The organism is Micromonospora sp. CPCC 205558 (assembly GCF_036902955.1).
In the GTDB taxonomy this organism is placed as follows: Bacteria; Actinomycetota; Actinomycetes; order Mycobacteriales; family Micromonosporaceae; genus Micromonospora.
Genome location: NZ_JBAKHR010000042.1, coordinates 1 through 25324, shown reverse-complemented (window position 1 = coordinate 25324; position 25324 = coordinate 1). Strand labels below are relative to the sequence as shown.

Sequence of the window (25324 nt, the reverse complement as noted above, 5' to 3'; positions counted from 1 at the left end):
CAGCAGCCGAGTCACGACACGGCACGGGCTCGGAGGGCTTGCGTGGTCGCCGGGTCAGCGGGAAAGAACGCCTCGACGGCCAACCCGGCGACTGTGACATCCCGCGGCGTACCGAAGAGGGTCGTGGTGCTGACGAAGGACAGCTCCTGGTCACCGTGCCGGTATCGCAGCGGGACGAGAACACGGGAGAGGGCATCGCCCAGCGGTGTCGTGTCGACGTCGCCACCGGGATAGCCGCAAAGCTCCTCGTGCAGGTCGTAGAGGATCGGGTCGTTTGTCGTCGCCGCCTGCTGGTGCAGTCGTTTCAGCAGATGGGCACGCCACTCGGGCAGGTTGACGATGCGCGGCGCCAGACCGTCGGGGTGCAGGCTGAGGCGCAGCACGTTGATCGGTGGGGTGAGCAGGTGTGGTTGCGCGTCCATGGTGAACAGCGCGACGGCGGGGTTGGCGTCGACGAGGTGCCAGTGCTGGTCCACGAGCAGCGCGGGGTACGGGCTGTGACCGTTGAGGATCTGCCGTACGGCGGCACGTACCGGCGCCAGCTCGGGGTCCGTCAGCTCGTGGCGGGGATAGGCGGGCGCGTAGCCGCCGGCCAGCAGCATCGTGTTGCGCTCGGCCAGCGGCATCTCCAGGTGTTCGGCCAGCCGTAGGATGAGATCAGGGCTCGGCCGGGATCGCCCGGTCTCGACGAAGCTCAGGTGCCGGGCCGACACTCCCGCCTCGATCGACAGGTCGAGCTGACTCATCCCACGAGTTCGGCGCCAGTCGCGCAGCAGCTCCCCCACTGGTCGCCCCGGCCGGGTGGAGATCTTCACTCACCGACCCTAGTTCCGCGCCGGCACCCGGGCCATTACCTGCGAGGTAATCGACAGCCCACCGCGACAGCGGCAACATCTCTTCCGGCATGACCGATCCGGTGCCGCGACACGACGGCCCGCGCCGCCCGCCGCCACCGCGATCCCAGACCAGAAAACCAGACGCAAAGGACAGGCAACCATGACCGCGTACGCGCTCGCACACCTCCGCAAGGCACCCGTCCACGCCGAGGTGCTGACGTATTTGGAGCGAATCGAATCCACCCTCGCGCCCTTCGCGGGCCGGTTCATCATCCACGGCGGTGCCATCGACGTCCTGGAGGGCGACTGGCCCGGCGATGTGATCGTCATTGAGTTTCCCGACCTGTACCAGGCCCGCTCCTGGTACCAGTCGGGCGACTATCAGGAGATCAAGCCCTTGCGGACGAGGCACCTCACCGGCGAGGTCATTCTCGTCGACGGAGTCGAGCCCGGCCACGACTCGTCGCAGCTGGCCGCGGCCATCCGCCACGCCACCGATCGGTAGCACCTGACCCTCGCCCGCCAAGGGCACGAGCGCCGCCCCGAAGAACCGGGTGGCTCGCCGGCCGCAAGGCACCCGACACAGGTCAGCCGACCGTAGTCTCATCGGATGCAGGACATCCAGACGCACACCCTGGTCATTCCCGGCGTCGACCTGGTCTACGACGTCCGCGGCCCGCTACCTCCCACTGGCGCCCATCGTGCGCTGCTCATGATCGGCCAGCCGATGACGGCGGAGGGCTTCACCGCGCTCGCCCCGCACTTCGCGGACCGCACGGTCCTCACCTACGACCCGCGTGGCCTGGGCCGCAGCGTCCGCAAGGACGCTCGGTCCGACCACACGCCGCAGCAGCAGGCCGCCGACCTGCACGCGCTCGTACAGGCGCTCGACGTCGGTCCGGTCGACCTGTTCGCCAGCAGCGGCGGCGCGGTGACCGCACTCGAACTGGTCGCCACCCACCCCGACGACGTCGCCACCCTGGTGGCGCACGAACCGCCGATCAACGCCGTGCTCCCCGATGCCACGGCCGCCGAGCGCGCCCGAGCCGGCTTCTACGAGGCGTACCAGGCGAAGGGCTCGGGTGCGGGGATGGCCGCGTTCATCGCCATGACGTCCTGGCAGGGTGAGTTCACCGACGCCTACTTCGCCCAGCCCACCCCCGACCCGGCGATGTTCGGCATGGCCGCCGACGACGACGGCAGCCGCGACGATCCGCTGCTGTCGCAGAGCTCGTGGGCGGTCACCGACTACCGTCCCGACGCGAGCCTGCTCACCGCCGCGCCCACCCGGATCGCGGTCGCGGTCGGCGAGGAGTCCGCCGGCACGTACACCGCTCGCACCGCCCTGGGCCTCGCGGCGCTGCTCGGCCAGGAGGCTGTGGTGTTCCCGAGTCACCACGGCGGGTTCCTCGGCGGCGAGTTCGGCTACGCGGGCAAGCCCGAGGAGTTCGCCGCGCGGCTGCGGGAGGTGCTGGACGCCGGCTGACGCCGGTGCAGGCGACAGCGTGTTGAACCCGCCTGTCGGTCGACGCTCGTGCAGGTGACCCGATCAGCCGTATGGTGAGACGCGGAGACGACGATACGCCGTCTTCGATGAAACACCACCTGCGGCGGTCGAGGAGGACGTGATGATCGGTGTGGCGACCGTCGGCGCAATCGTCGGCGTCCTGCTCGTCGGTCTCGTGATCCTGGTCCGTAAGCCGGCCGACACCCGGTCGGTGCTCAGATGGTCGGCCCTGGCGATCACCGCGCTGGTGGCCGCCGCGCTGGCTCCCTTCACCGTGGACGACTCGGGCACCGCGGCCAGCTATCTGCTCGGCGTTCCCGTTGTCGCGGCGCTGCTGCCCGTTCTCGCGCAGCGGGTCGGTCGACTGACCCTGGTCGCCGATCTGGTGGCCGCGCTCGTCCTCACCGGATGGGGTCTGCTGCTCGGGCTGGGCATCGGTGTCGCGTTCCTGCCAGCGGTGATACTCCTGATCGGCAGCGCCGCGGGCACCGGGGCCCCGCGTCCGTCCACCACGTGACCCGGTGACCCGCGGTCAGCCGTCCGGGGTGAACAGACCCTGGACGCCGACGACGATCGCGATGAGGCCGACCACCCACGCGATCGGGGCGGCCCGACCGGCGAGGCGGCCCAGGTCGTCGCCGACCCGCGGCAGCAGCCGCAGCACCGCCACGGCGAGCAGGAAGCCACCGACGATGTTCGCGAGGTCCAGCAGCAGCGCCAGTTTGGGCTGGGCCCCTCAACCCCTCAGCGCGTGCACCGCCACACCAGCGGTCGATACGCCTGGTTCTCGTAGACGGCCCCGACCACCGTCAGACCGTCGTCACTGATCCCCTCGGCCGTGTACGTGCCCGCCTCGGTCGCTCGGACCTCGGGTCGGCCCGGCAACCGGCGGGAGGTGCCGTCCGGGGCCACGATCAGCGGCGCACCGTCGCCGGCCAGCACATCACCATTGCCGGCGATGCCGCTCGCCCCCGGGACGGGCAACAGGCTCACCGCCCCGGTGGCGAGGTTCCACCGCACCGGCAGCATCAGCACGGCGCCGCCCTGCTCGCCGCCGGGAACCATGCCGATCGCCCATTCGCCCTGTGCCGATTCGACCGAGGCGCGCGGGTAGCCGTCGGGCACCGCCAGCGCCGCACCGACGCCCTGCGGCGTCCACCGGTAGGGCCGCTCGTTCACGGTGCCGACGATCGTGCCGTCCTCGGTTATCCCGGTCGCGGACGACCCCCGCTGGCCGACCAGCCGGTACTTCTGTGGGTTGTCGGTCGACCACCGCACCGCCTGGTGCGAGTCGTCGGACCTGCGGGCGGTGCCGACGATGTCGCCGTGACCGTTGACGGCGTGCACGAGCACCGCATCGTAGCCGGGCGGGGTGGCCAGGAAACGCAGCTTCCCATCCCGGTACAGCCAGCCGGTGCCGTCGCCGTTGGTGCCGACCACATGGCCACTGGCGTTGACCGCGGCCGCGTGCCGCGCGGCCGCCGGCAGGACGACCGGCCGGCCGTCGGTCCACAGCACGACCCGTCCGTCCTCCTGCCCGGTGCCGATGTCGCCGACGATGTGCCGCCCGGTGGGGTCGACTCTGTTGGCCACCGCGACCGGACCACCGATCGGCTGCGACAACCACGACGCCTGGCAGGTGATCGGCGGGCGCGGGGAAGCCGACCCGGTCGCCGCCGGTGACACCGCGAGAGCCGGCGTGGTGGGAACCGGCGGACTGGCGGTCCCGCCGACCTGGACGGCACCCACGACACCGACCCCGGCCAGCACCGTCAGCGCGGCGATCCCTCCGACGCGTCGACGCTGGCGGCGCCGCCGGCCGTCGCGGACCGCCCGGCTCAGGTCGACCCGTGGCTCCGGTACCGGCACCGACCGCAGCAGCTCGGCGATCCGCTGATCGTCCACGGTGGTCATCTCGGACTCCTCACTGACATCTCGGTGACGTCGAGCACCTGACGAACGGCCGCCAACGCCCGAGCCGTCTGCGCTTTCACGTTGCCTTCGGAGCAGCCCATCGCGGCGGCCGTGTCGGCCAGCGACAGGTCACACAGGAACCGCAGGACCAGCACGGTGCGCTGGCCGCGCGGGAGGCGGGCGAGCGCCGCGAGCAGGCTGTCCCGCTCGGCCAGGTCGTCGTGGGGCGTCACCGGTGAGCGCGCCGGCTCCGGCACCGACCCCAGCAACCGGACCTTCGCCCAGCTCAACCGCTTCTCATCGACGAGCTTGTGCACCAGCATCCGATGTACGTACGCGTCGACGTTGTCGGCCCGGCTGACCCGTCGCCAGTTCACGTAGAGCGCCGTGACCGTCTGCTGCACCACGTCGTCGGCCAGATGGGCGTCACCGCACATCAGGAACGCGGTCCGATGCAGGCTCGGCAGTCGCGCGGAGACGTACTCCACGAACTCACCCTCGGCATCCACCATTGAGGCTCCCTCCTCCGCAAGCTCGACGGGACCGGACGACCGTCAGGTTGCGTCCCCGTCGAAGTACGTCGGAAGGCGGACCACCCGGCCGACGCGACCGGGCCGGCGAGCCGGCACACCGTAGAGCGACCGGCCGCCATCCGTGCGGCTCTCAGCCGACGGCGCCGGCCATCCGGCGTACCGCCTCGGTGATGAGCTGCGGTGCGGTGGCCAGGTTCAGTCGGACGTGCCCGGCGCCGCCGGTGCCGAACGTCAAACCGGAGTTGAGCGCCACCCGACCACGGTCGAGAAACACGGTGGCCGGGTCGTCGCCGAGGCCCAGCGCCCGGCAGTCGAGCCAGGCCAGATAGGTGCCCTGACCGGGTTGGTGACGGATGGCCGGCAGGTGCTCGGCGAGCAACTCGGCAAGGAGCCGACGGTTGTCGTCCAGGCCGGTCAACAGGGCATCGAGCCACTCGCCGCCGTCGCGGAGGGCAGCGGTGTGGGCGATCACGCCGAGGTGGCTGGTGCTGACGCTGACTCCGTACGGGACGCGGGCGAGGTCCCCGGCGGCGGCCGGGCCGGCGACGAGGAGCCCGGCGCGCAGGCCGGCCAGGTTCCATCCCTTGGAGGCGGACATCAGCGACAGGCCGTTCTCCGCGCCGGGCACCGAGAGGTACGGCACGAACCGCGCTCCCCCAGCCATGACCGGTGCGTGGATCTCGTCGGCTATCACCCGCACCCCGTGCCGCTGGGCCAGGTCGGCGACGGCGGTCAACTCGGCCGCGCTGTGCACGACGCCGGTCGGGTTGTGCGGGCTGCAGAGCAGGTACGCCGCCGGCCGTCCACCGGTGCGGGCCTGCCGGAACGCGTCCTCCAGCGCGCCGAGGTCGATCCGCAGGTCCTCGCCGAGCGGCGCCTCCACGATTCGGCGGCCGGCGTGCGCCACGGACTCGTAGAACGGCGGGTAGACCGGGCAGTTGACGACCACGGCGTCCCCGGCCTCGGTGACGAGCCGCAGCGCCTCCACGACGCCGTGCATCACGTCGGGCACCAGCGCGGTGCGCTCCACGACCAGCCCGTCCCAACCCCACCGCCGCGCGGCAAACTCGGCCAACGCCTGCGGGTACGCGGTGCCGGCGGTGTAGCCGGTGTCGCCGCGTGCGACGGCGTCGGTGACCGCCCGCGCGATCGGCTCGGCGAGGGGCACGTCCATCTCCGCGACCCAGAGGGGCAGCACGTCGTCGGGGTGCTCCCGCCACTTGAGGCTTGTCCGCTGCCGGAGTTGGTCGATCGTGAGCTGGCGGAGGGGGTTGACGGCGGTTGGGGCACCACTGAGCAGGCCAGTCATGACTTGAGCCTATTCCTCGCGTCTGCCCGAGGACCCGGGTCACCGCTGTTCTATCCACTGTGGTCGTACCGAAAGGATTTCCCGACGCCTTTCGGCATTGACCAGCGTCTTTGTGTTTGCGGTCGGATCAGTTTCGGAATCAACGGCGAAAGATTGCTGCGGCTCGCTGGTTCATGACCTAGGCTGCCGAATGTTCACGTCGACGGCCCGCCCTCACGCCGTGCCAGCCCCCGATCTTGCACGCCGGCCATCGCAACCCTCGACGCCGATTGGAGTAGTCGATGACCTGGCGTCCCACAATTGCCGCCCTGGCCGGCCTGTGCCTCGCGGTCAGCGCCACCACCTTGCCCGCCGGTGCCGCCGCCGACGCTGTGCAGGTCAACGCGCACGCCGCGCTCGCCGGTCCGCCCGGTGCACCGCCCGGGGTCTGCCCGACGGGGGCCAGTTACGGCCCACCACTGCCGACCGACACCGTGTGGGCCCCGCGAATCCAGGGCGGGTTCTCCTTCCTCGAAGGGCCGGTCTGGATCGCCGACGGCGGCTACCTGCTGATGTCCGACATGGCTGCGGGCACCGGGCCGTACAACGTCCAGCCATCGACGGTCCGTCGGTTCACCCCGCCGGCGACCTTCGACACGTTCATCGCCGACGCCGGCAGCAACGGCCTGGCGCTCAGCGCCGACGGCCAGCAGCTCGTCGCGGCCACCCACGACCAGCGCAGCGTGTCCGCGTACCGGCTCAGCGACCGGGCCCGCAGCACCGTCGCGGCGAACTACCAGGGCCGGGCGTTCAACTCGCCGAACGACGTCGCGGTCCGCTCCGACGGCGTCGTCTACTTCACCGACCCCAACTTCCAGCGCGGCAACCGTCCCGACCAGATGAGCGGGCGAACCAGCGTCTTCCGCGTCTCCAACGGGCAGGTGTCGCTGGTGGACGACCGGTTGCGCCAACCCAACGGCATCTCGCTCTCACCGGACGGGACCACGCTGTACGTGGGCGCCTACTCCGAAAACAAGATCTACAAGTACGCGGTCCAGCCCGACGGCAGCGTCGGCGCCCGCAGCGTCTTCGTGAACTACATCGGCGGCCCGGACGGCGGCACGATCGACTGCGCCGGCAACGTGTACTGGACGTCGGGCGGGGACTCCCTGGTCCACGTCTACTCCCCCACGGGCACCCAGCTCGGCACGATCCGGTCCGGCAGCTCCGGCACGACCAACGTGGCGTTCGGCGGCCCCGACCGGCAGACCCTCTTCGTCACGTCGGGGCGGTGGGGCGACTCCGGGCTGTACAGCGTGCGACTCAACATCCCCGGATATCCGTACTGAGCAACGCTGTCGGTCAGGTCGGCCCGGCCCGGCGCAGACCGCGCTTCTCGGTCTCAGTGTCGCGGCCGCACCAGCCCCGCGTTGAAAGCCGCGATCACCAACTGTGCCCGGTCCCGTACGGCCAGCTTCGCCAACAGGTGCGTGATGTGCGTCTTCACCGTCTTCACGGAGATCACCAGGGCGGTGGCGATCTCGTCGTTCGACAAGCCGCCGCCGATCAGCGTCAGCACCTCGACCTCGCGGCCGGTCAGCCCCCGCAGCGCCGGCATGGGTCGGTCCGGGTACGGCGCCGCGACGTAGTGCGCCACGAGCCGGGTAAGGATCGACGGCGCGAACAGCGATTCACCTCGGTGGGTCCGGCGGATCGCCTCGATCAGCTCCTCCGGACGGGAGTCCTTCAGGAGGAAGCCGGACGCGCCGGCGTGCAGCGCCTCGTACACGTACTCGTCGAGTTCGAACATGCTCAGAACCAGGACGCGGGCGGCGGACAGGGCGGGGTCGGCACAGATGCGGCGGGTGGCCTTGAGGCCGTCGAGGTGCGGCATCCGTACGTCCATCAGGATGACGTCGGGGCGGGTGGTCCGGGCGTGCGCCACGGCGCGTGCTCCATCGCCGGCCTCACCGACGACGGTCAGGTCCGGCTCGTTGTTGATAATCATGGCAAGGCTGTGTCGGAGCAGCGCCTGGTCGTCCACCAGCAGCACCCGGATGCCGCTCACGCTGCCCCGTCCCGAATTCGTGCGATGACGCGGAAGCCCTGGTCGACGTGCTCCGCGGACAGAGTGCCGCCGAGACTACCGATCCGCTCCCGCAACCCGGCCAACCCGTGCCCGGCGCCGGGTGTCGCCAGCCATCCGTCACCCTGCGGGCCGGCGTCCGCAACCGTGGCCACCACGTACGATCCGTCCCGAGACACCCGCACCCGAACGTCTGTCGGGCCTGCGTACCGTGCCGCGTTGCTGAGCGCCTCCCGCACGGTCCTGCAGACGGCGACCTGTACACCCTGCGACACCGAGCCGAGCGGCTCGACCGTCAGCCGTGTCCGAAGCCCCGCGAGCGACGCCCCGTGGACGATGCCGGGTAAGTCGTCGAGGTTGTCCACCGGAGCACGGCGGCTCTCGGCCGACGGCTCACGGAGGACTGTGAGCATGCGGCGCAACTCGGCCGTCGCATGCCGGCTCGCGTCCTCGATGTCGGTGAGTGCCGCCTCCACCTCGGCAGGTTTGGGTAGGTGCCGGGTGGCCGCCGCGCGGACCGTGATCAGACCCAATCCGTGCGAGACGATGTCGTGCAGGTCGCGGGCGATCCGCAGCCGTTCGGCGAGCACCGCCTCGGACGCCGCCCAGGCGGTCAACCGGGACTCGTAGGCGGTTCGGTCGGTGCGTAACCGCCGCACCGCCCACGCCGCGGCCGCGACGGCGCCACCGGCTATCAGCGGCGGCAGGACGACCGCGAGCGGGCCCTGCGCGCCGACCGTACACATGACCATCACCAGCACGATGGTCACCACGACAACGACCGGCACTGCCCTGGACTGCCCGGAGGGGCGCGGATGGGCGTTCACCACCCCGACTGTAGATCTCAGACCAGGGTCTGACGGTCCGTGGGCCGACCCGGCTGTCGAAATCCGAGAGTGGTCGGATGTACGAGGGCCGACAGGCCAGTTGACTCGACGCATGATCACGATCGACCGCGTCAGCAAAACCAAGAGCAGGACGCAGATCCTGTACGACGTCAGCTTCGAGGCCCGGCCCGGCCGGGTCACCGGATTCCTCGGGCCGAACGGGGCCGGCAAGACGTCCACGCTCCGTATCCTGCTCGGCCTGGACCGCCCACAGAGCGGGACCGCACTGATCTGCGGGCGCCCGTACCGGAAACTGGACCGCCCGCTGACAACGGTCGGCGCGCTGCTCGACGGCAGCGGTGCGCACCGGGCCCGCAAGGCCCGCGCCCACCTGCGGTGGGTGGCCGCCAGCAACGGGCTGCCCGATTCCCGCGTCGACGAGGTTCTTGAGATCGTGGGCCTGACGGGCGCCGCGCGCAAGCGTGCCGGCCGATTCTCGCTCGGGATGAGCCGCCGGCTCGGGCTCGCCACCGCCCTGCTCGGCGACCCTGAGGTGCTGGTTCTGGACGAACCCGTCAACGGCCTCGACCCGGCCGGGATCCGTTGGATCCGCGAGTTCCTCAAGGACAGCGCGGCGCAGGGCCGCACCGTCCTGCTCTCCAGTCACCTGATGGGGGAACTGGCCGAGATCGCCGACGACGTCATCGTGATCGACAAGGGACGGGTCGTCATCCAGGGCAGGCTCGCCGAAGTCACCGGCGGTCATCGCACGCTCGAAGACGCCTTCCTGGCGCTGACCGCCGCTGATTCAGGTGGATCATGGTGAGGCTCGTTCGCGCCGAGCTGCGCAAGCTGTTCGGCCTGCCCACGGCCTGGGTCGGCCTGGTGCTGGGCACCCTGGCGGCACCCCTGATCGTCCTGCTGAACGCGCCGTACACCCGCCGCGCGATCGCCGCCGGCACCGTCACCGACACATCCGACCTGGGCCTACGCGAGCTGGGTCTCGGTCTTATCGGTCCGATGATCCTCGGTGTGATCATGGTGAGCAGCGAATACACGTCCACCGGACCGGACAGCCCCGGCGCCCGCCAGCTCACCACGACCCTCACCGCCGTCCCCGACCGACGGCGTCTGCTCACCGCGAAGACCACCGCACTGGTGCTTGTCGTCGCGGCACAGGCCGCGGTCACCGCGACCGCCGCACTCAGCCTCGCCGAGGTGCTGCACGGGGACCACACATCAATGCCCGCCGCGGCCCGAGTCGCCGGCGCAATCCTCTACTGGACGCTGACCGCACTACTGGCCTACGCGATCACGCTGATCACTCGCAACGGGATAGTGCCGCTGACATTCCTGATCATCAACAGTGCGGTCGTCTCGGTGTCGTACCTGCTGACGAAGGTCACCGACCTTGCCGCCTACCTGCCGGACATCGTCGGAGCACGGATGTTTCTCCGCACCGCGGACTTCCCCGTCGAGATCTCCCCGCTGACCGCCGGACTGGTGATGACCGCCTGGGTCGCGGCGTTACTGGCGGTCGGCGGGGTCCTGTTCCACCGGCGGGACGTGTGAACACCGCCCGCGCGGAACTACGCAAACTGCTGACCCTGCCGTCGCTGCGCCTGACCGTACTGCTGACCTGGACCGCCCACCTGGCGCTGACCTGTGCGTACCGAGTGGCCGAGTCTCGCGGCGAGCCACTCGGCGACAACGCGGCCCTGGCGCCGATCGTCTACACCCAGGCCGGCTTCCTGGTGCTCGGTGTGCTGGCGGCCTCATCCGAGTACGAGGAGGGCGGCCAGATCCGCACCACACTGCTCGCGTCGCCCCGGCGGCTGCCGCTACAGGCGGTGAAGGCCCTCACGCTGGCCGTGGTGACGCTTCCGGTAGCCGCCACGACGGCGGCCACCAGTGCGTTGCCCGCCGGCGAGGCCACGTGGACGCCGGCCGCAACGGCGTACCTGACGCTCACCACACTGCTCGGGGCGGCATTCGCCACTGTTGTCCGCCGCTCAGTACTCGCCGTGATCCTGTTGCTCGGGCTGTACTTCATCGCGGGACCGCTGCTGCGCGCCTGGTTCGCGACCAGCGCTGCCTACCTGCCGGACACCGCGGCCCTCGACCCGTCCCGTGGCGCCGCCGCGACGGTCGGCTGGACCCTCTGTGCCCTGGCGCTCGCCGCCTTGACCTTCCACCGACGCGACGCCTAGGGCCTGGGTCGAGGTCCGCACGCGGGTGGGGCCGGTCCGCCGACAAGTCCATGAGGAATGTCGGCGGACCGGCTCTCAGCGGATGTCGGTGCTGGTCCAGCGTGGGGAGGCGTTGGTGACCGGGACGGTGTCACCGACGAGCGTGGTCACCGCCTGGGCGTCCCGCTGCGCGCTGGTGCCGACCCAGAGCTCGACCTCGCCGGGCTCCACGACGCGGGTGTACGTACGGTCGGAGAAGGCCAGGCGGGTGGTGGGCACCGTCAGTTCGACAGTGACGGACTCGCCCGGTCCGAGGTGGACCCGCCGATAGCCGAGCAGTTGCGCCAGCGGCCTGGTCACCGAGGCCACCAGGTCGCGCCCGTAGAGCTGGACCACGTCGTCGCCGGCGACCTCGCCGGTGTTCGTCACCCGCACGCTCGCCCCGATCGCCCCGTCGGTGGGCACCGTGCTGGACACGGTGAGATCGGTGTACGCGAAGGTGGTGTAGGACAGGCCGTGGCCGAACGGCGCCACTGGCGTCGCCGCCAGGTTGGTCACCTCGTTGCCCGTGCCAAGGGTGGGGTGCAGGTAGGAGTACGGCTGTGCGCCCGCCGAACCGGGCAGGGTGATCGGCAGCCGGCCCGACGGGTTGACCCGTCCGGAGAGCACTCCCGCGATCGCCCCGGCGCCCTCCTCGCCCGGGAAGAACGTTTGCACCACCGCCGCGCAGCGCGAGAGCGCCCAGCCGACCGTGTACGGCCGCCCGGTGAGCAGCACGAGGACAACCGGCGTGCCGGTTGCCAGCACCGCCTCGACCAGTTCGCGCTGGACGCCGGGCAGCTCCAGGTCGTCCCGGTCGCACCCTTCGCCGACCGTGCCGCGTCCGAAGAGGCCGGCGTTGTCGCCGACGACCAGGACGGCGACATCCGCGGCGGACGCCGTGGCGACAGCCTCATCGAAGCCGGATCGGTCGTCGGTGTCCACGTCACAGCCGCGCGCCGAGGTGACGAGATCGTCGCCGAACTCGACCCGCAGGGCGTCGAGCACGGTCGGCACCTCGATGCCGGTCTCCACATCAGGATGATGGACGAGGACGTGGTTGAGGAACGAGTAGCACCCGAAGAGCGCGCCCTGCCGGTCGGCGTTCGGGCCGATGAGGGCCACCCGCCGACCCGCCGGCAGCGGCAGCGCGCCCTGGTTGGCGACCAGCACGATCGATTTCTCGGCGAGCCGGCGGGCGATCGACCGGTGCTCCGGCGAGTCGAGGTCGATCGCCTGGGGCGGCCCGTCGTCGAAGGTCGCGTCGAGCAGGCCCAGCTCCTGCTTCTGCCGCAACACCCGCAGTACCGCGCGGTCGATGAACGCCTCGTCGAGCTTGCCCGCCCGCACCGACTCCGACAGGGTCAGATAGGCGTCGCCGGTCGGCAACTCGACGTCGAGACCGGCCGTCAACGTCTGCCTGGCCGCGTCCGCGTGATCGCTCGCCACCTGGTGCAGCAGGTTGAGGAATGCGACGCCGTAGTAGTCGGCCACCACCGTGCCGTCGAAGCCCCACTGGTCCCGCAGGATGCCGGTCAGCATCGTCGGGTCGGCGACGACGGGCACTCCGTCGATCTCGGAGTACGAGTGCATGACGCTGCGTGCGTCGCCGTCGAGGATCGCCATCTCGAACGGGAGGAGCAGCACGTCGGCCAGTTCCCGGCGGCCCATGTGCACCGGGCCGAAGTTGCGCCCGGCGCGCGATGCGGAGTAGCCGGCGAAGTGCTTGAGGGTGGCGTGCACCCCCTGCGACTGCAGCCCGCGCACGTACGAGGTGCCGATGGTGCCGACCAGGTAGGGGTCTTCGGCGATGCACTCGTCCACCCGACCCCAGCGGGGGTCCCGGATCACGTCGAGCACCGGGGAAAGCCCCTGGTGGATGCCCAGGGACCGCATCGAGGCGCCCACCGCCGCGGCCATCTCGGTGACCAGTTCGGGGTCGAACGCGGCACCCCAGGCCAGCGGGGTGGGGAAGGTGGCTGCCTTCCACGCGGACAGCCCGGTGAGGCACTCCTCGTGGACGATCGCCGGGATGCCGAGTCGGGTCCCGGCGACCAGGTCTCGCTGGAACTTCCACAGCCAGGATGCGCGTTCCGCCGGGTCCACGGGGCGGGTGCCGTAGGCGCGGGTGAGGTGACCGAGCCCGTGCCGGGAGAACTCCTCGAGCTTGTAGACGTCGCCGAACTCCCCCTGCAGCGGTGCGACCGCCTCGCCGTCCGCCTTCTGCCAGAAGCCGACGAGCTGTGCGATCTTCTCCTCGATCGTCATCCGGCCGAGGAGGTCGTGTATCCGTTCCCCGCCGTCGTGCCCGCCCTGTCGGCTGTGGTTCGGACCTGCCTGAGCCGGCGCCGATCCGCCCACCAGCTCGTGGACCTCAGTCATGCTGTGCCTTTCCTTGGTTGTGCTCGTGCCGCTGCCGCTCAGCCCTTGACCGCACCTTGCAGGCCGCCGACGATCTGCTTCTCCGCGAGCGTGAAGAAGAGCAGCGCTGGCAGCATCGCCAGCGAGGTGAAGGCGAGTACGCCTGCCGTGTCGGTGGTGTATTGGCTGGAGAAGTTCTGCACGCCCAGCGGCAGTGTGTGCAGGTTGACGTCGCTGAGGACGAGCAGCGGCAGCAGGAACGAATTCCAGCTCGCCACGAACGCCAGGACGCCAACGGTGACGAGTGCGGGCCGCGACAGCGGCATCGCGACGCGCCAGAGGAAACCGAGCCGACTCGCGCCGTCGATGGCCGCGGCGTCCTCCAACTCTCTCGGGATCGCCGAGAGGAAGGGACGCAGGATCACGATCGTCAGTGGCAGTGAGAAGGCGACCTGCGGGAGGATCACCGCGTAGTAGGAGTTGATCAGATTCAGGTCACGCAGCATGAGGTAGAGCGGCAGAATCGCCGCCCCGGCCGGAAACAGCAGGCCGAGTGTGAAGAAGGTGTAGAGACCCTCTCGCCCGCGGAATCTGTAGCGGGCGAGCACGAACGCGGCGGCCAACCCGAGCACGACGACGGCGAGCGTGGTGCCGAGGGCGATGACCGCACTGTTGAACGCCTGCTGCCAGAAGTTGCTCTGGGTCAGCACCCTGGCGTAGTTGTCCCAGACGAACGGGTCGGGCAGGCCGGCCGGGTTCGCGACGATCTGCGGGGTGGTGCGAAAACCACCGACGACCACGTAGACGACCGGGGCGATCGACACGGCCGCGATCGCGAGCGCGATCGCGTAGGTGAGCGGCGTGCCCCAGGAAACCTGACGGCGCCCGGAGGACGGAGGGAGAGCGGTGTTCACGGCCATCGTCACTTCGCCCTTCCGGTGATGGCGCCCTCGATGTCGCGGCGGAGCAGGAACCGCTGGAACAGCAGCGCCGCCACGAAGGAGATGACGAACAGGATTACCGCCACAGCGTTGCCGTAGCCCCAGAGCCGGGCGAAGAACCCGTTGTCCACCATGTAGGTCGCCATGGTTGCCGACGCGCCGAGGGAGCGCACCGCGGGCACCGAGGTCACCCAGATCATGTCGAAGATCTGCAGTGAGCCGATCATGGACAGGAACATCCAGATCCGGATGGTCGGGCCGAGCAGCGGGATGGTGACGTGCCGTTGGATCTGCCACCAGCTCGCGCCGTCGATGCTCGCCGCCTCGGTCAGCTCGTCGGGCACATTGGACAGGCCGGCGAGCAGCAGGATGATGGCGAAGCCGACGTACTTCCAGGTGAGGACGGCCAGCAGGGTCCAGATGACCACGTCCAGGTCCGCCAGCCAGGCCTGCACCAGGCCGCCCATTCCCAGGGACCGCAGCAGCGCGTCGACCGTGCCGTCGCCGGTCAGGAGCAGTTTCCACATGATGCCGACGGTGACCTCGGCGAGCACGTACGGCACGAACACCAGCAGCCGGAACACGGCGCGTCCACGGAAGCGACGATTGAGCAGCAGGGCGACGCCGAGGGCTATCGGGCCCTGGATCAGCAGCGACCCGAACACGATGATGGCGTTGTTGCGCAACGCGTCGAGGAAGATCGGATCCTGGAAGGCGAGGGTGTAGTTCTTCAGGCCGACGAACTCGGTTGGGGGCCCGACGCCGCGCCAGCGGAACAGGCTGTAGTAGACCGCGAAGCCCATCGGCACCAGCACGAACATCACGTAGATGGCGACGGCTGGCGCGGTGAGCCCGATGATCTCGTACCACTTGCGGCGGTTGTCGGCGCGGCGGGCGGACGCGCGCCCGGCCCCGTCGGGGCCCGCCGGCGACGCGGAAGCGCCGCCGGCGGGCATACGGATCTGGTTGGCGGAGGTCACTTGCTTGCGGCCGCCTTCATCCCTGAGACGACCTTCTCAGGCGTCCCGTTGCCGGCGAAGATGGCGACGACCGCGTCGTTCATCGCGGTGCCGACCGTGCTGCCGTACGCCGTGTCCAGCCAGAGCTGGACGTAGCTCGCCGCGGCGGTGGCGTCCGAGATGGACTTCAGCGCGGGGTCCTTCACGCCGGCCTCGGCGCCCTTGACGACGGGCAGGCCCGTACCGGTCTCGGCATATCCCTTCTGCACCTCGGGGCTGACGATGTACTTGAGGAACTCGACACACTCGGCCGGGGCGTTCTTGGAACAGGAGAACCCGTCGCCACCACCGAGGGCCGCCTTCGGGTCACCCGGGGCACCGGTGATCGCCGGCACCGGGAACCAGCCCAGGAACGTCGCGAGCTTCGCCTTGTCCGTGGCGACGGTGTCCAGCGTGCCCCGGTTCCAGTCACCCATGAGCTCCATCGCGGCCTTGCCGTTGGCGAGCATGCCGTTGGCGCTGGTCGGGTCGTTCTGGCCCGGCGTGGCGATGAAGTTGGGCTGGAACGGCTTGGTGTCGATGAACGCCTTCAGGTCCTGGCCGGCCTTCAGGAAGCACGGATCGTCGAAGGTCTTCTCCGCGGCCGCCTTCTTGAGGGTGTCGACAGAGCAGGCGCGCAGCGCCATGTTGTACCACCAGTGCGCGGCCGGCCACTTGTCACCGGCACCGACGGCGATCGGGATGACGTTGATCGCCTTGAGCTTGGTGACCGCGGCGTTGAGCTCCTCGAAGGTGGTCGGCGGAGCGGCGATGCCCGCCTGGGCGAACATGTCCTTGTTGTACCAGATGCCCTCGATGCCCATCCGGAACGGCAGGCCGTACTGCTTGCCGTTCACCTGCCAGATGTCCGCAGGGCTGCCGATGCTGGCGACCTCGGTCTTGGCCTGGTCGGTGACGTCCTTGAGGTAGTCGGCTTCCACCTGCTCGGTCATCTCACCGCCGCCCCAGGTCATGAAGATGTCCGGCGGGTCATTGCTCAGCAGCGCGGCGGGGATCCTGGTGCGCTGGAGCTGATTGGTCTCGATCGCCTCGATCTCGATCTTGACCGTGGGGTGGAGTGCGGAGAAGTCCTTGGCGACCTTCTCCCAGTAGGTCTTGCCGGGCCCGTCCTGCGAGGCGTTGTGCCACCAGGTCAGGGTCACCGGGTCCTTGTAGAGCTCGCCCTGAGGGGCTGCTTCTTCGTTGCCGCCGTTGCACCCGGCAACAACGAGAACACCTGTCATCAACAGTGCCAGGGCGGCACTTTTACGTCGCTTCGTTGCCATCGATGTCTCCTCGACTACTCAGTCGCGGTACTCGGCCTGCGGCGAAGTTTTACAGTGATGTAACTTGGTGTCAATCGGTATCGATAACGTTTTCGAGTCGGTGCGACGCACCCCCGGGCGGCGGCCCTATCATCATCGACGTGGTGTTTCAGCAGCGCGTCAAGATGTCCGATGTCGCACGCACTGCCGGCGTCTCGGTCGCGACCGTATCGAAGGTTGTCAATGGTCGGTACGGCGTGGCCCGGGCAACGGCGGAGCGCGTCCAGAAGGTCATCCACGAGCTCGGCTACGAGGCGAGCCTGGGGGCGCAGAGCCTGCGCAGCCACCGCACCAACGTGCTCGGCATCCTGGTAGCCGAGTTCGAGCCGTTCTCGACAGAGCTGCTCAAGGGGGCGTCCCAGGAGGTCGCGGGCAGCGGATACCAGCTACTGGCCTACTCCAGCGGAGACGGCGAGGGCGCCGCTGTGGGGTGGGAGCGGCGCTCGCTCGCCCGCCTCTCCGGCACCCTCATCGACGGCGCCGTGATCGTCACGCCGACCGTGGTCGAGACCGAGAACAGCTTCCACGTCGTGGCCGTCGACCCGCACACCGGGCCGTCCGACCTGCCGACCGTCGATTCGGACAACTTCGCCGGCGCCGTGCTGGCGACCAACTACCTGCTCTCCCTCGGCCACACCCGGATCGGGCACATCAGCGGACGCGCCGACCTGAAGTCGGCGCAGCTGCGCGAGGCTGGCTTTCGCAGTGCGATGGCCGAAGCCGGCGTGCCGGTGGACGAGCGACTCGTCCGCGTCGGCGGTTTCCGGATCGAGAGCGCCGCCGGCACCGCCGCGGAGCTTCTCTCCCTCACCGACCGGCCGAGCGCGATCTTCGCGGGTAACGACCTCTCGGCGATATCGACGATGACCGTGGCCCGCGACATGGGCCTGTGCGTGCCCGACGACCTGTCGGTGATCGGCTTCGACAACGTACCGGAGTCCGCGCTGGTCAACCCGCCGCTGACGACCATCATGCAGCCCCTGCAACGGATGGGCGCCGAGGCGTTGCGCCTGCTCGTCGACCTCATCGCCGGCGTCGAACGCGACACCCACATCCGGCTCCCCACCGAACTGGTCATCCGCTCCTCCTGCCGCCCGTTCCGCTGACCCCGCGGCCGGGCGCAGGCTGCGCGCGGCGGGCACTGCCTCCCCACCGGGGCTGGAGCCGGTCCCCCACCTCCGCTGCGAGCGGTTACGCAGCGAGCGATCCCCAGGATGGCGGTCGAGGCACCCGGGGGCACGCGACCGGGTGGCAGAACGTGAATCTCACCTAAGTCGACAATTCTCCCCCTAGGTTCGATGCGCAGGCCGCAGCCGAACCGGGGAGAGACGTGGACAGCTATCCGGCGATCGAAGATCACGGACTCATCGGCGATCTGCAGACCGCCGCGCTGGTGACGTGTGACGGGACGGTCGACTGGTTCTGCGCGCCGCGATTCGACTCGCCGAGTATCTTCGCCGCCCTGCTCGACAAGGAGAAGGGCGGCTACTTCCAGATCGCGCCGCACGACGTGCGGTACGTGACCAAGCAGCTCTACCTCCCCGGCACGCCCATCCTGATCACCCGGTTCATCAGCGCCGATGGTGTGGCGGAGGTGATGGACTTCATGCCGGTCACCGGCGAGCGGGTCACCGACGCACACCGCCTGGTCCGCATCGTCACCATGGTCAGAGGCAGCATGCGCTTCCGAGTGGAGTGCCGGCCGCGGTTCAACTACGCCCGCGACGAGCATCAGCTGGAGCGCCACCAGAGCGGCTACGTCTTTCGCAGCCGGTCGGCGACGCTGACGTTCAACCCGGTCGACCCCGTGCGGCGGTTGATCTCCGAGCAGGGTGACGTCCACCTTGAGGGCGGCGACCTGGTCGCGTACGGCACGCTCAACGAGGGTGACACCGGCGGGGTGGTCCTGGAGACCGGCGGTACCGAACCACGGATCTTCCCGCCGGACGAGATCCAGGGCATGTTCGACTGGACCCAGGACTACTGGCGGCGCTGGCTCGAACGCTCCCGCTACACCGGCCGCTGGCGGGAGATGGTCGAGCGCTCCGCCATCACGCTGAAGCTCATGACGTACGCGCCGACCGGCGCGATGATCGCCGCGCCCACCGCCGCGCTGCCCGAGCTGGTCGGCGGCACCCGTAACTGGGACTACCGCTACACCTGGGTACGCGACACGTCGTTCTCGGTGCACGCGTTGCTCGGCCTCGGCTTCACCGAGGAGGTCAGCCGGTACATGAACTGGCTGGACGAGCGGATCCGCGAGGCCGGCGACCATCAGGATCCCCTGAAGATCATGTACCGGGTGGACGGCTCCTCCGACCTGCACGAGGAGGTGCTGGAGCATCTGGAGGGCTACCGCGGCTCGCGGCCGGTACGGATCGGCAACGGCGCCGCCGACCAGCTCCAGCTCGACATCCACGGCGAGGCGCTCTACGCCATGCACCTCGCCGACGAGCAGGGCATCCGCGTCTCGCACCAGGTCTGGAAGAGCACCGTCCGGCTCGTCGACTGGCTCTGCCACAACTGGAACCAGCCCGACGCCGGCATCTGGGAGAGCCGCCACCACCCCCGCAACTACACCTTCGGCCGGGTGATGTCCTGGGTCGCGCTGGACCGGGCCATCCGGCTGGCCACCCGCACCGGCCGTCCAGGCGACATGGCCTGCTGGACCGAGCAGCGCAACCGCATCTACGACCAGGTCATGACCCGCGGATACAACCGGGACCGCGGCACCTTCGTGCAGGCGTACGACGAAGCCGTGCTGGACGCGGCACTGCTCGCCATGCCGGCAGTCGGTTTCATCACCCCGAGCGACCCACTGTGGCAGTCCACCTTGCAGGCGATCGAGCGCGAACTGGTCTCCGACAGCCTGGTCCACCGGTACGACCCGGTCCACTCCCCCGACGGCCTCCCTGGCCACGAGGGCACCTTCAACATGTGCACCTTCTGGTATGTCGAGGCGCTAGCCCGTTCCGGCCGCGTCGACGACGCCCGACTCACCTTCGAGAAGATGTTCACCTTCAGCAACCACCTCGGCCTCTATGCCGAGGAGATCGCCGCGACCGGGGAGCAGATCGGCAACTACCCACAGGCGTTCAGCCACCTCTCCCTGATCAACTCCGCGCTGACACTCAACGACCTGCTCGACAGCGAGGCTGACGCCCGCCGCCGCCGGTAGCGCCGGCACGCTCCGGGCAGCCGCCGCCCGGTGCAGAGCCAACGCGGGACGGGCTTGACGCATCCACGTCCATCGCGCATGGTCGATAAACATCGACCATCTCGAATATATAGACGCGGGGAGACCTGATGAAGACCTCCGTAACCACCACCCTGGCCGCGGTCCTGCTGCTCCTGACCACGGGCGGCGCATCCCCCGGCCAGCAAGTGGCCGACCCACCCTGCGTCGGGCAGATCCACCCGAACCCGGGATTCGAGCACGGCGCCACCGGCTGGACCGCCGGGCCCCGCATCGTCGTCTTCGGCGACGCGACCCGGCCCGCACACACCGGGCGCGCGTACGCCACCTTCGCCGGGCTGGACGTGACACGTGGCGACCTGCTGCGCACCACCGTCACCGTGCCGGCCAACTGCGACCTGACGGTCCGTTTCTGGGTGCGCACCACCACCACGGAGACCAGCCGCGGTGACTACCTGAACGTCGGACTGGCGGTCACCGGCATACCCCCGAAGACAAGGTTCTCGCTGGCGTTCGACGGCGGGGCGCAGTGGCGGCAATACACCATGTCGAGCGGGACCGCGACTACCGAACGCACCGCGACGGTCAGCTTCGTCAGCAGCGAGACGGCCGGCAACGGCGCCACCGCCTTCGACGTCGACGACGCGACCGTCACGTTGAGCTGACCTGCGCGGGGGCGATCCTCAACGCCGCGGTGATCGCCCCCGCGCCCACGACCTCGGCCAACATCAGATGCCGAGCTCAGCCGGCGGATCTCCTGGTCGGTGAGGAAAACCGACTCTATGCTTGCCGCCGAATGCACGCCGGCTCATCCGAGCCGAGGGTTACCCCGATACAAGGATCTGCTGATGCGCCGCGAGTCTGCCCTGACCAACAGCACCGCTGGCGTCAAGGACGTAACACCGGGCGGCCAACGGCCGACCGCTGCCGCGGAAGGCGTCGCGCGCCGATCGGCGGTCGCCGAGGAGCAGGCGTTTCTGGACTTGGCCACGGCCCGGCGGGACAGGCTTGCCGAGCACCTGCAGGTCGAACTTTCGGCAGCACCCCTGGACGCAATGGAACAGGCCCGGCAGCGCATGCTCCGCCAGCAGTACGACGAGCTTCAACGAGCAGGGGAAGGGCTGGTCTTCGGCCGCCTCGACAGCCTTGATGGCACCGTTCGGCACGTAGGCCGGGTCGGTCTCCGCGACGAGGGCGAAGGCAGTGAGCCACTGCTGGTGGACTGGCGCGCTCCCGCAGCTCGGCCGTTCTACACCGCGACAGCTGCCGACCCGCAGGGTCAGGCACGGCGTCGGCACATACGCACCAGGGGATCGACAGTCGTCGGCGTGGATGACGAGCCACTGGACGGGAGCATGACGGCGGAACTCGTCGGCGAGGGCGCTCTCCTGGCCGCCCTCGACCAGCGGCGCACGGGTCGTATGTCGACGGCGATCTCCACGCTGCAACGCGAACAGGACGACATCATCCGCGCTGAGGCGACCGGCCCGCTGATCGTTCAGGGCGGTCCCGGCACGGGCAAGACCGTGGTTGCTCTGCACCGCGTCGCGTATCTGCTGTTCACCTACCGAAAGATGGCCGAGCAGGCGGTCCTGGTCGTGGGCCCCTCGCCGCGGTTCCTCCGGTACATCGCCCAGGTGCTGCCCGCGCTCGGTGAGACCGCCGTCGTCGCGGCGACCTGCGACACCCTGCTGACCGGCGTCCAGGTGGGCCGCGACGAGAGCCGACTTCTCGCCGAAATCAAGGGCCGGGCGCTCTGGCAGCAGACGCTCGAAAGCTATGTCGCGTCGCTACTCCCCCGGCCGCGCGAGCTGAAGCTGCGCTGGGATGGCGAGTTCTACGTCATCCCAGCCGCAACGGTGGCGCAGGCACTCGTCTCGGCGACACAGGGACGCCCGTATCACCGGGCTCGCGCGGCGTTCGCCGAGCAGTTGCACCATCTCCTTGCCGATGTCGTCGCCGAGCAGCGCGAGGCGCTGATGGACGAGATGGAGGAGGGCTTCGAGGACATTCTCGCCCGCGTCGATCAGAGCATGGCGCATGAGCACCGCTCCAGCCGGACGTCCACCGGCAGCGAGATCGACGGATTGCTCTCCGATGAGGAGATCGAGCACCTGCGTGGTCGCATCGCCGAGAACGCCACGATCGCCCGGTTCATCGAGGCGTGGTGGCCCACCCTCGATGCCGAAACCCTGCTGGGTGATTTCCTGACCGACCCCGCCCTGCTGGCCCAGTTCGCCCCACAGTTGTCCCCCGAGGAGATCACCGCCGTCTCGGCCGAGCCCGCCACATGGGCATCAAGCGACATCCCTCTGCTCGACGCCCTCGCCGAGTTGCTCGGCGAGGTCGACGCCCCGCAACCACAGGGCGAGTTCGTCGCCGACCGTGCCCGCCGACAGCGCGGCTGGGTGTACGGCCACGTCGTCGTCGACGAGGCGCAGGAGCTGTCCGAAATGCAGTGGCAAATGATTCTGCGGCGTTGCCCCAGCCGCTCCATCACCGCCGTTGGTGACATCGACCAGGCCGAGGCGGCGCACCGGCACGCCAGTTGGGCACAAGCGGTGCAGGCCGTTTTCGGAGACCGCTGGACCGCCGCGGAACTCACCATCTGCTACCGGACCCCGCGCGAGGTCATGGACCTCACCGGACCGGTCTTGAAGAAGGCTGGCAGCCACAGCGCCCCGCCACGGGCAGTGCGCTCCTCCGGCATCGCGCCCTGGGAGCTCACGATCGCACCAGCTGAGCTGGCCGGTGCCGCCGTCGAAGCAGTGCGGCGGTTGCAGCAACGGTGGCACGGCGGCACAGTCGGCGTCATCGCCCCCGCGGACCGCGTCGCGGAACTCCTGGCCGTGTTGAGTGATGTGCCAGTGCTCACCGCAACCCAGTCCAAGGGATTGGAGTGGGACGCGACGCTACTCGTCGATCCTCAGGGCATCGCCGCTGAACCGCGCGGCTGGAACGGCCTCTACGTCGCGCTGACCCGATGCACCCAGGAACTCGGACAGCTGCTCCTCGTTTGAGCCGCTGCCGAGTCGTACGGCTTCAGCGGCGTAGGCAGAAGGGATGGCCGGCCGGGTCTCGCAGGACGCGAAAGCGTTCCGGCGCGGATTGTTGATCTTCTTTGACGGCGCCGAGCTCGATCGCACGCGCCTCGGCGTCGTCGAGGCGCTCAGGGTTGTCGACGGCCAGGTCGAGATGCATCTGTTGGGATCGTTCGCCCGAGGGCCAGGTCGGTGGTCGGTAGTCGTCGACGCGAACGGCGCCGAGGAACAGCGGACCAGCCTTGACCGCACAGAAGTCCGGTGTCTGCACCGCGACCTCACCATCGAGCATGGCGGCCCAGAAGCGGGCCAGCTCGGCCGGGTCAGAACATTCCAGATTGAGTGCGGCGAGGTGAGCTACCGGCACGGGTCCTCCAGTCGTCGGGATCGGTGATCTACGTTAGCACTCAAAATGACGGTCCACTCTTTTTTGCTGCACGCGCCCACGATGCTGCCGGCAGCATCCGACGTCGACCGAGCGTCATGGACCGACGTGGCGGAAGCGGTGGCGTCACGCTGGCCTAGCCGTCGATGATCGCCATCAGCGCCGTGGTGAAGGGCGCGGGGTCCAGGTCGCCGCGGATCGCCAACTGCAGGCTGTAACTGGCGCTGAGGGCCACGAACGCTTCCGCGATCTGCCCGGCCTGCGAGCGCCGGGAGTCGGGCACCAGCTCGGCGATCGCGGCCCGCATGGCGGAGAGCTGTCGTTGCACAACGGCCGCCAGCGGCGGTGATATCGCTGCTTCGGCGTAGATCTGGGCGATCAGTCGGGCATGATGGGTGTCACGGGCCCGAGCACGCACATGTTCGAGGAAACCCCCCACAGCCTCGGCGGTGAGCGCCCTCGGCAGAGCGTCCGTCCCCTGCTCGCAGACCGCGATGACGATCTCGTCCTTGCTCGCGAAGTACCGGTAGATGGCTCCGTTGGAGAGCCCGGACTCGGTGACGATGTCGGCCATCGAGGTGTGGGCGAAGCCGTGACTGGCGAACCGGGCCTGGGCGGCATCGACGATCTGCTGGCGGCGAGCGTCGAGATGAGCTTGACTGACTCTGGGCATAAAGAGTGACCCCTCGCTTTTTTTGCTATCGTGGCCAGCCTACCTCGCCCCACCACCTTCAGGAGCCACCAGATGCGCTACCAGACCTTCGGCCGGCTGACCGGGTTGCGTGTGTCGCAATACGTGCTCGGGACGGCCAACTTCAGCACCTCGGACACCGGCGCCGGCCCCGTTGCCTCCCGACAGATCTTCGATGCCTTCGTCGCCGCTGGCGGCACCACCTTCGACACCTCCAACCTGTACCAGGACGGGCAGGCCGAAACCGTGCTCGGCGGCCTGCTCGGCCAGCAACGGGACGACTTTGTGATCATCACCAAATACAGCGGGACCCGGCAAGCGCAGCCCCGCCCCGGCACGACCGGCAACAGCCGCAAGGTCATGATCCGATCCCTCGAAGCGAGTCTGCGTCGCCTGAACACCGACTACGTCGACGTCTTCATGCCGCACTTTCCCGACGGCACCACGCCGATCGAGGAGATTCTGGCCGGGTTCGACGACCTGATCCGCTCGGGCAAGATCCTGCACGGCGCCCTGTCCAACTTCCCGGCCTGGCGGGTCGCCGGCGCCGCAGTCCACGCCGACCTGCGCGGCCTGGCCCCCCTGGTCGGCATACAGACGGAGTACAGCCTGGCCGAACGATCCGCCGAGCGGGAACTACTGCCGATGGCGCATGCCCACGGTCTGGGCGTGGTCCTCTACTCTCCGCTGGCCGGCGGGTTGCTCACTGGCAAGTATCGGCGAGGCGAACAAGGTCGGCTGACCGCCCGTGGCGACACGGTCGAGAGCACCGCGCAGCGCACCGCCATCGTCGACGCCGTACTGATGATCGCCGACGAACTCGGCGTCAGCGCTGTCCAGGTCTCCCTGGCCTGGCTGCGTCGCCGGGCCGCACTCGCCCCCACGGCCATGATTCCGATCGTCGGCCCACGCACCCAGACCCACCTGGAGGAATACCTGAAGTCTCTTCAAGTCGAACTCAGCGACCAGCACTACCGACACCTCGACGAGGTCAGCGCCATTCGGCCAGGAACCCCGCACGAGGACGTCGCCGCAGCACTGAACCACGGCTCCGACGGGGACCGCACCCTGCTCGATCCTCCCCCCGTTCCCGTGATCTAGACGCAACGCCGTTCAGTTAGGCGATTGGTGTGGTCGTCAAGGGTCAGGGCTGATGATGTGGATACT

The 25324-nt window shown here is 69.3% G+C and carries 25 protein-coding genes; 12 read left to right on the top strand and 13 right to left on the bottom strand.

The window, feature by feature from the left end; translation table 11 throughout:
• Positions 1–11: 11 nt before the first annotated feature.
• Complete coding sequence (locus V6U86_RS30745) at positions 12–815, bottom strand: helix-turn-helix domain-containing protein (RefSeq protein ID WP_334509502.1); 804 nt, start codon at positions 813–815, stop codon at positions 12–14.
• Positions 816–996: 181 nt separating this feature from the next.
• Here V6U86_RS30745 and V6U86_RS30740 point away from each other — a divergent pair, with 181 nt between their 5' ends.
• The 3 genes from V6U86_RS30740 (at position 997) to V6U86_RS30730 (ending at position 2860) form a co-directional block, all read left to right on the top strand.
• Complete coding sequence (locus V6U86_RS30740; RefSeq protein WP_334509500.1) at positions 997–1341, top strand: DUF1330 domain-containing protein; 345 nt, start codon at positions 997–999, stop codon at positions 1339–1341.
• A gap of 105 nt (positions 1342–1446) precedes the next feature.
• Entirely contained in the window at positions 1447–2322 is an 876-nt protein-coding gene (locus V6U86_RS30735; protein ID WP_334509498.1) for an alpha/beta fold hydrolase, read from the top strand.
• Positions 2323–2464: 142 nt separating this feature from the next.
• Positions 2465–2860: a hypothetical protein gene (locus V6U86_RS30730; protein ID WP_334509496.1), complete on the top strand. Its 396-nt coding sequence runs from the start codon at positions 2465–2467 to the stop codon at positions 2858–2860.
• 15 nt (positions 2861–2875) lie between these two features.
• Here V6U86_RS30730 and V6U86_RS30725 read toward each other — a convergent pair whose 3' ends face one another.
• From V6U86_RS30725 to V6U86_RS30710, 4 genes are all read right to left on the bottom strand, one after another.
• Positions 2876–3013 (bottom strand): hypothetical protein, encoded by a 138-nt coding sequence (locus V6U86_RS30725; protein ID WP_334509494.1) that lies wholly within the window; start codon positions 3011–3013, stop codon positions 2876–2878.
• A 74-nt stretch (positions 3014–3087) separates the two neighbouring features.
• A complete protein-coding gene (locus tag V6U86_RS30720; protein ID WP_334509492.1) occupies positions 3088–4257 on the bottom strand; it encodes a hypothetical protein in 1170 nt (389 codons plus the stop codon).
• Positions 4254–4769 (bottom strand): SigE family RNA polymerase sigma factor, encoded by a 516-nt coding sequence (locus V6U86_RS30715; RefSeq protein WP_334509490.1) that lies wholly within the window; start codon positions 4767–4769, stop codon positions 4254–4256. The genes V6U86_RS30720 and V6U86_RS30715 overlap by 4 nt, the downstream gene beginning before the upstream one ends.
• A gap of 151 nt (positions 4770–4920) precedes the next feature.
• Positions 4921–6099, bottom strand: a complete 1179-nt coding sequence (locus V6U86_RS30710; protein ID WP_334509488.1) for a MalY/PatB family protein — start codon at positions 6097–6099, stop codon at positions 4921–4923.
• Between the two features lie 281 nt (positions 6100–6380).
• On the opposite strand from V6U86_RS30710, the gene V6U86_RS30705 reads away from it, so the two are divergent.
• Entirely contained in the window at positions 6381–7427 is a 1047-nt protein-coding gene (locus V6U86_RS30705) for an SMP-30/gluconolactonase/LRE family protein (RefSeq protein ID WP_334509486.1), read from the top strand.
• 53 nt (positions 7428–7480) lie between these two features.
• On the opposite strand, the gene V6U86_RS30700 is transcribed toward V6U86_RS30705, so the two are convergent.
• Together V6U86_RS30700 and V6U86_RS30695 are read right to left on the bottom strand one after the other, a co-directional pair.
• Positions 7481–8146 (bottom strand): response regulator transcription factor, encoded by a 666-nt coding sequence (locus V6U86_RS30700; RefSeq protein ID WP_334509484.1) that lies wholly within the window; start codon positions 8144–8146, stop codon positions 7481–7483.
• Positions 8143–8991 (bottom strand): sensor histidine kinase, encoded by an 849-nt coding sequence (locus tag V6U86_RS30695; protein WP_334509482.1) that lies wholly within the window; start codon positions 8989–8991, stop codon positions 8143–8145. The genes V6U86_RS30700 and V6U86_RS30695 overlap by 4 nt, the downstream gene beginning before the upstream one ends.
• Before the next feature lie 112 nt (positions 8992–9103).
• Here V6U86_RS30695 and V6U86_RS30690 point away from each other — a divergent pair, with 112 nt between their 5' ends.
• From V6U86_RS30690 to V6U86_RS30680, 3 genes are read left to right on the top strand one after another with little or no spacing between them, the layout of a single operon-like run.
• Entirely contained in the window at positions 9104–9817 is a 714-nt protein-coding gene (locus tag V6U86_RS30690) for an ABC transporter ATP-binding protein (protein WP_334509479.1), read from the top strand.
• The gene (locus V6U86_RS30685; protein WP_334509477.1) at positions 9811–10563 is read left to right on the top strand and encodes a hypothetical protein; all 753 of its coding nucleotides are present in this window, start codon (positions 9811–9813) and stop codon (positions 10561–10563) included. The genes V6U86_RS30690 and V6U86_RS30685 overlap by 7 nt, the downstream gene beginning before the upstream one ends.
• Positions 10560–11201: a hypothetical protein gene (locus V6U86_RS30680; RefSeq protein WP_334509475.1), complete on the top strand. Its 642-nt coding sequence runs from the start codon at positions 10560–10562 to the stop codon at positions 11199–11201. Before V6U86_RS30685 ends, V6U86_RS30680 begins: the two co-directional genes overlap by 4 nt.
• A gap of 75 nt (positions 11202–11276) precedes the next feature.
• Here V6U86_RS30680 and V6U86_RS30675 read toward each other — a convergent pair whose 3' ends face one another.
• From V6U86_RS30675 to V6U86_RS30660, 4 genes are read right to left on the bottom strand one after another with little or no spacing between them, the layout of a single operon-like run.
• Complete coding sequence (locus tag V6U86_RS30675; protein ID WP_334509473.1) at positions 11277–13601, bottom strand: glycoside hydrolase family 3 N-terminal domain-containing protein; 2325 nt, start codon at positions 13599–13601, stop codon at positions 11277–11279.
• 38 nt (positions 13602–13639) lie between these two features.
• On the bottom strand, positions 13640–14506 hold the full coding sequence (locus V6U86_RS30670; RefSeq protein WP_334509471.1) for a carbohydrate ABC transporter permease: 867 nt from the start codon (positions 14504–14506) through the stop codon (positions 13640–13642).
• Positions 14503–15501, bottom strand: coding sequence for a carbohydrate ABC transporter permease (locus V6U86_RS30665; RefSeq protein WP_334509469.1), 999 nt, complete (start codon positions 15499–15501; stop codon positions 14503–14505). The genes V6U86_RS30670 and V6U86_RS30665 overlap by 4 nt, the downstream gene beginning before the upstream one ends.
• Positions 15498–16805, bottom strand: coding sequence for an extracellular solute-binding protein (locus V6U86_RS30660; protein WP_334509467.1), 1308 nt, complete (start codon positions 16803–16805; stop codon positions 15498–15500). Before V6U86_RS30660 ends, V6U86_RS30665 begins: the two co-directional genes overlap by 4 nt.
• 140 nt (positions 16806–16945) lie before the next feature.
• Between V6U86_RS30660 and V6U86_RS30655 the strand changes: the two genes are divergently transcribed.
• From V6U86_RS30655 to V6U86_RS30640, 4 genes are all read left to right on the top strand, one after another.
• The gene (locus V6U86_RS30655; RefSeq protein WP_334509465.1) at positions 16946–17950 is read left to right on the top strand and encodes a LacI family DNA-binding transcriptional regulator; all 1005 of its coding nucleotides are present in this window, start codon (positions 16946–16948) and stop codon (positions 17948–17950) included.
• A 224-nt stretch (positions 17951–18174) separates the two neighbouring features.
• Entirely contained in the window at positions 18175–20022 is a 1848-nt protein-coding gene (locus V6U86_RS30650; RefSeq protein ID WP_334509463.1) for a glycoside hydrolase family 15 protein, read from the top strand.
• Positions 20023–20150: 128 nt separating this feature from the next.
• Positions 20151–20705 carry a hypothetical protein gene (locus V6U86_RS30645; RefSeq protein ID WP_334509461.1) on the top strand — a complete coding sequence of 185 codons (555 nt, stop codon included), beginning with the start codon at positions 20151–20153 and terminating at the stop codon, positions 20703–20705.
• Between the two features lie 183 nt (positions 20706–20888).
• The gene (locus V6U86_RS30640; RefSeq protein ID WP_334509459.1) at positions 20889–23060 is read left to right on the top strand and encodes a HelD family protein; all 2172 of its coding nucleotides are present in this window, start codon (positions 20889–20891) and stop codon (positions 23058–23060) included.
• 22 nt (positions 23061–23082) lie between these two features.
• On the opposite strand, the gene V6U86_RS30635 is transcribed toward V6U86_RS30640, so the two are convergent.
• A complete protein-coding gene (locus V6U86_RS30635; protein ID WP_334509457.1) occupies positions 23083–23448 on the bottom strand; it encodes a VOC family protein in 366 nt (121 codons plus the stop codon).
• A 154-nt stretch (positions 23449–23602) separates the two neighbouring features.
• Positions 23603–24139 carry a TetR/AcrR family transcriptional regulator gene (locus V6U86_RS30630; RefSeq protein ID WP_334509455.1) on the bottom strand — a complete coding sequence of 179 codons (537 nt, stop codon included), beginning with the start codon at positions 24137–24139 and terminating at the stop codon, positions 23603–23605.
• A gap of 72 nt (positions 24140–24211) precedes the next feature.
• Between V6U86_RS30630 and V6U86_RS30625 the strand changes: the two genes are divergently transcribed.
• Positions 24212–25258, top strand: a complete 1047-nt coding sequence (locus V6U86_RS30625) for an aldo/keto reductase (protein WP_334509453.1) — start codon at positions 24212–24214, stop codon at positions 25256–25258.
• Positions 25259–25324 lie beyond the last annotated feature (66 nt).

What these genes read in the sequence shown, in the direction of transcription:
- V6U86_RS30740 (WP_334509500.1), top strand. Translation starts at nt 997, where the DNA reads ATGACCGCGTACGCGCTCGCACACCTCCGCAAGGCACCCGTCCACGCC.
- V6U86_RS30735 (WP_334509498.1), top strand. Translation starts at nt 1,447, where the DNA reads ATGCAGGACATCCAGACGCACACCCTGGTCATTCCCGGCGTCGACCTG.
- V6U86_RS30730 (WP_334509496.1), top strand. Translation starts at nt 2,465, where the DNA reads ATGATCGGTGTGGCGACCGTCGGCGCAATCGTCGGCGTCCTGCTCGTC.
- V6U86_RS30720 (WP_334509492.1), bottom strand. Translation starts at nt 4,257, where the DNA reads ATGACCACCGTGGACGATCAGCGGATCGCCGAGCTGCTGCGGTCGGTG.
- V6U86_RS30715 (WP_334509490.1), bottom strand. Translation starts at nt 4,769, where the DNA reads ATGGTGGATGCCGAGGGTGAGTTCGTGGAGTACGTCTCCGCGCGACTG.
- V6U86_RS30710 (WP_334509488.1), bottom strand. Translation starts at nt 6,099, where the DNA reads ATGACTGGCCTGCTCAGTGGTGCCCCAACCGCCGTCAACCCCCTCCGC.
- V6U86_RS30705 (WP_334509486.1), top strand. Translation starts at nt 6,381, where the DNA reads ATGACCTGGCGTCCCACAATTGCCGCCCTGGCCGGCCTGTGCCTCGCG.
- V6U86_RS30690 (WP_334509479.1), top strand. Translation starts at nt 9,104, where the DNA reads ATGATCACGATCGACCGCGTCAGCAAAACCAAGAGCAGGACGCAGATC.
- V6U86_RS30685 (WP_334509477.1), top strand. Translation starts at nt 9,811, where the DNA reads ATGGTGAGGCTCGTTCGCGCCGAGCTGCGCAAGCTGTTCGGCCTGCCC.
- V6U86_RS30675 (WP_334509473.1), bottom strand. Translation starts at nt 13,601, where the DNA reads ATGACTGAGGTCCACGAGCTGGTGGGCGGATCGGCGCCGGCTCAGGCA.
- V6U86_RS30660 (WP_334509467.1), bottom strand. Translation starts at nt 16,805, where the DNA reads ATGGCAACGAAGCGACGTAAAAGTGCCGCCCTGGCACTGTTGATGACA.
- V6U86_RS30645 (WP_334509461.1), top strand. Translation starts at nt 20,151, where the DNA reads ATGAAGACCTCCGTAACCACCACCCTGGCCGCGGTCCTGCTGCTCCTG.
- V6U86_RS30640 (WP_334509459.1), top strand. Translation starts at nt 20,889, where the DNA reads ATGCGCCGCGAGTCTGCCCTGACCAACAGCACCGCTGGCGTCAAGGAC.
- V6U86_RS30630 (WP_334509455.1), bottom strand. Translation starts at nt 24,139, where the DNA reads ATGCCCAGAGTCAGTCAAGCTCATCTCGACGCTCGCCGCCAGCAGATC.
- V6U86_RS30625 (WP_334509453.1), top strand. Translation starts at nt 24,212, where the DNA reads ATGCGCTACCAGACCTTCGGCCGGCTGACCGGGTTGCGTGTGTCGCAA.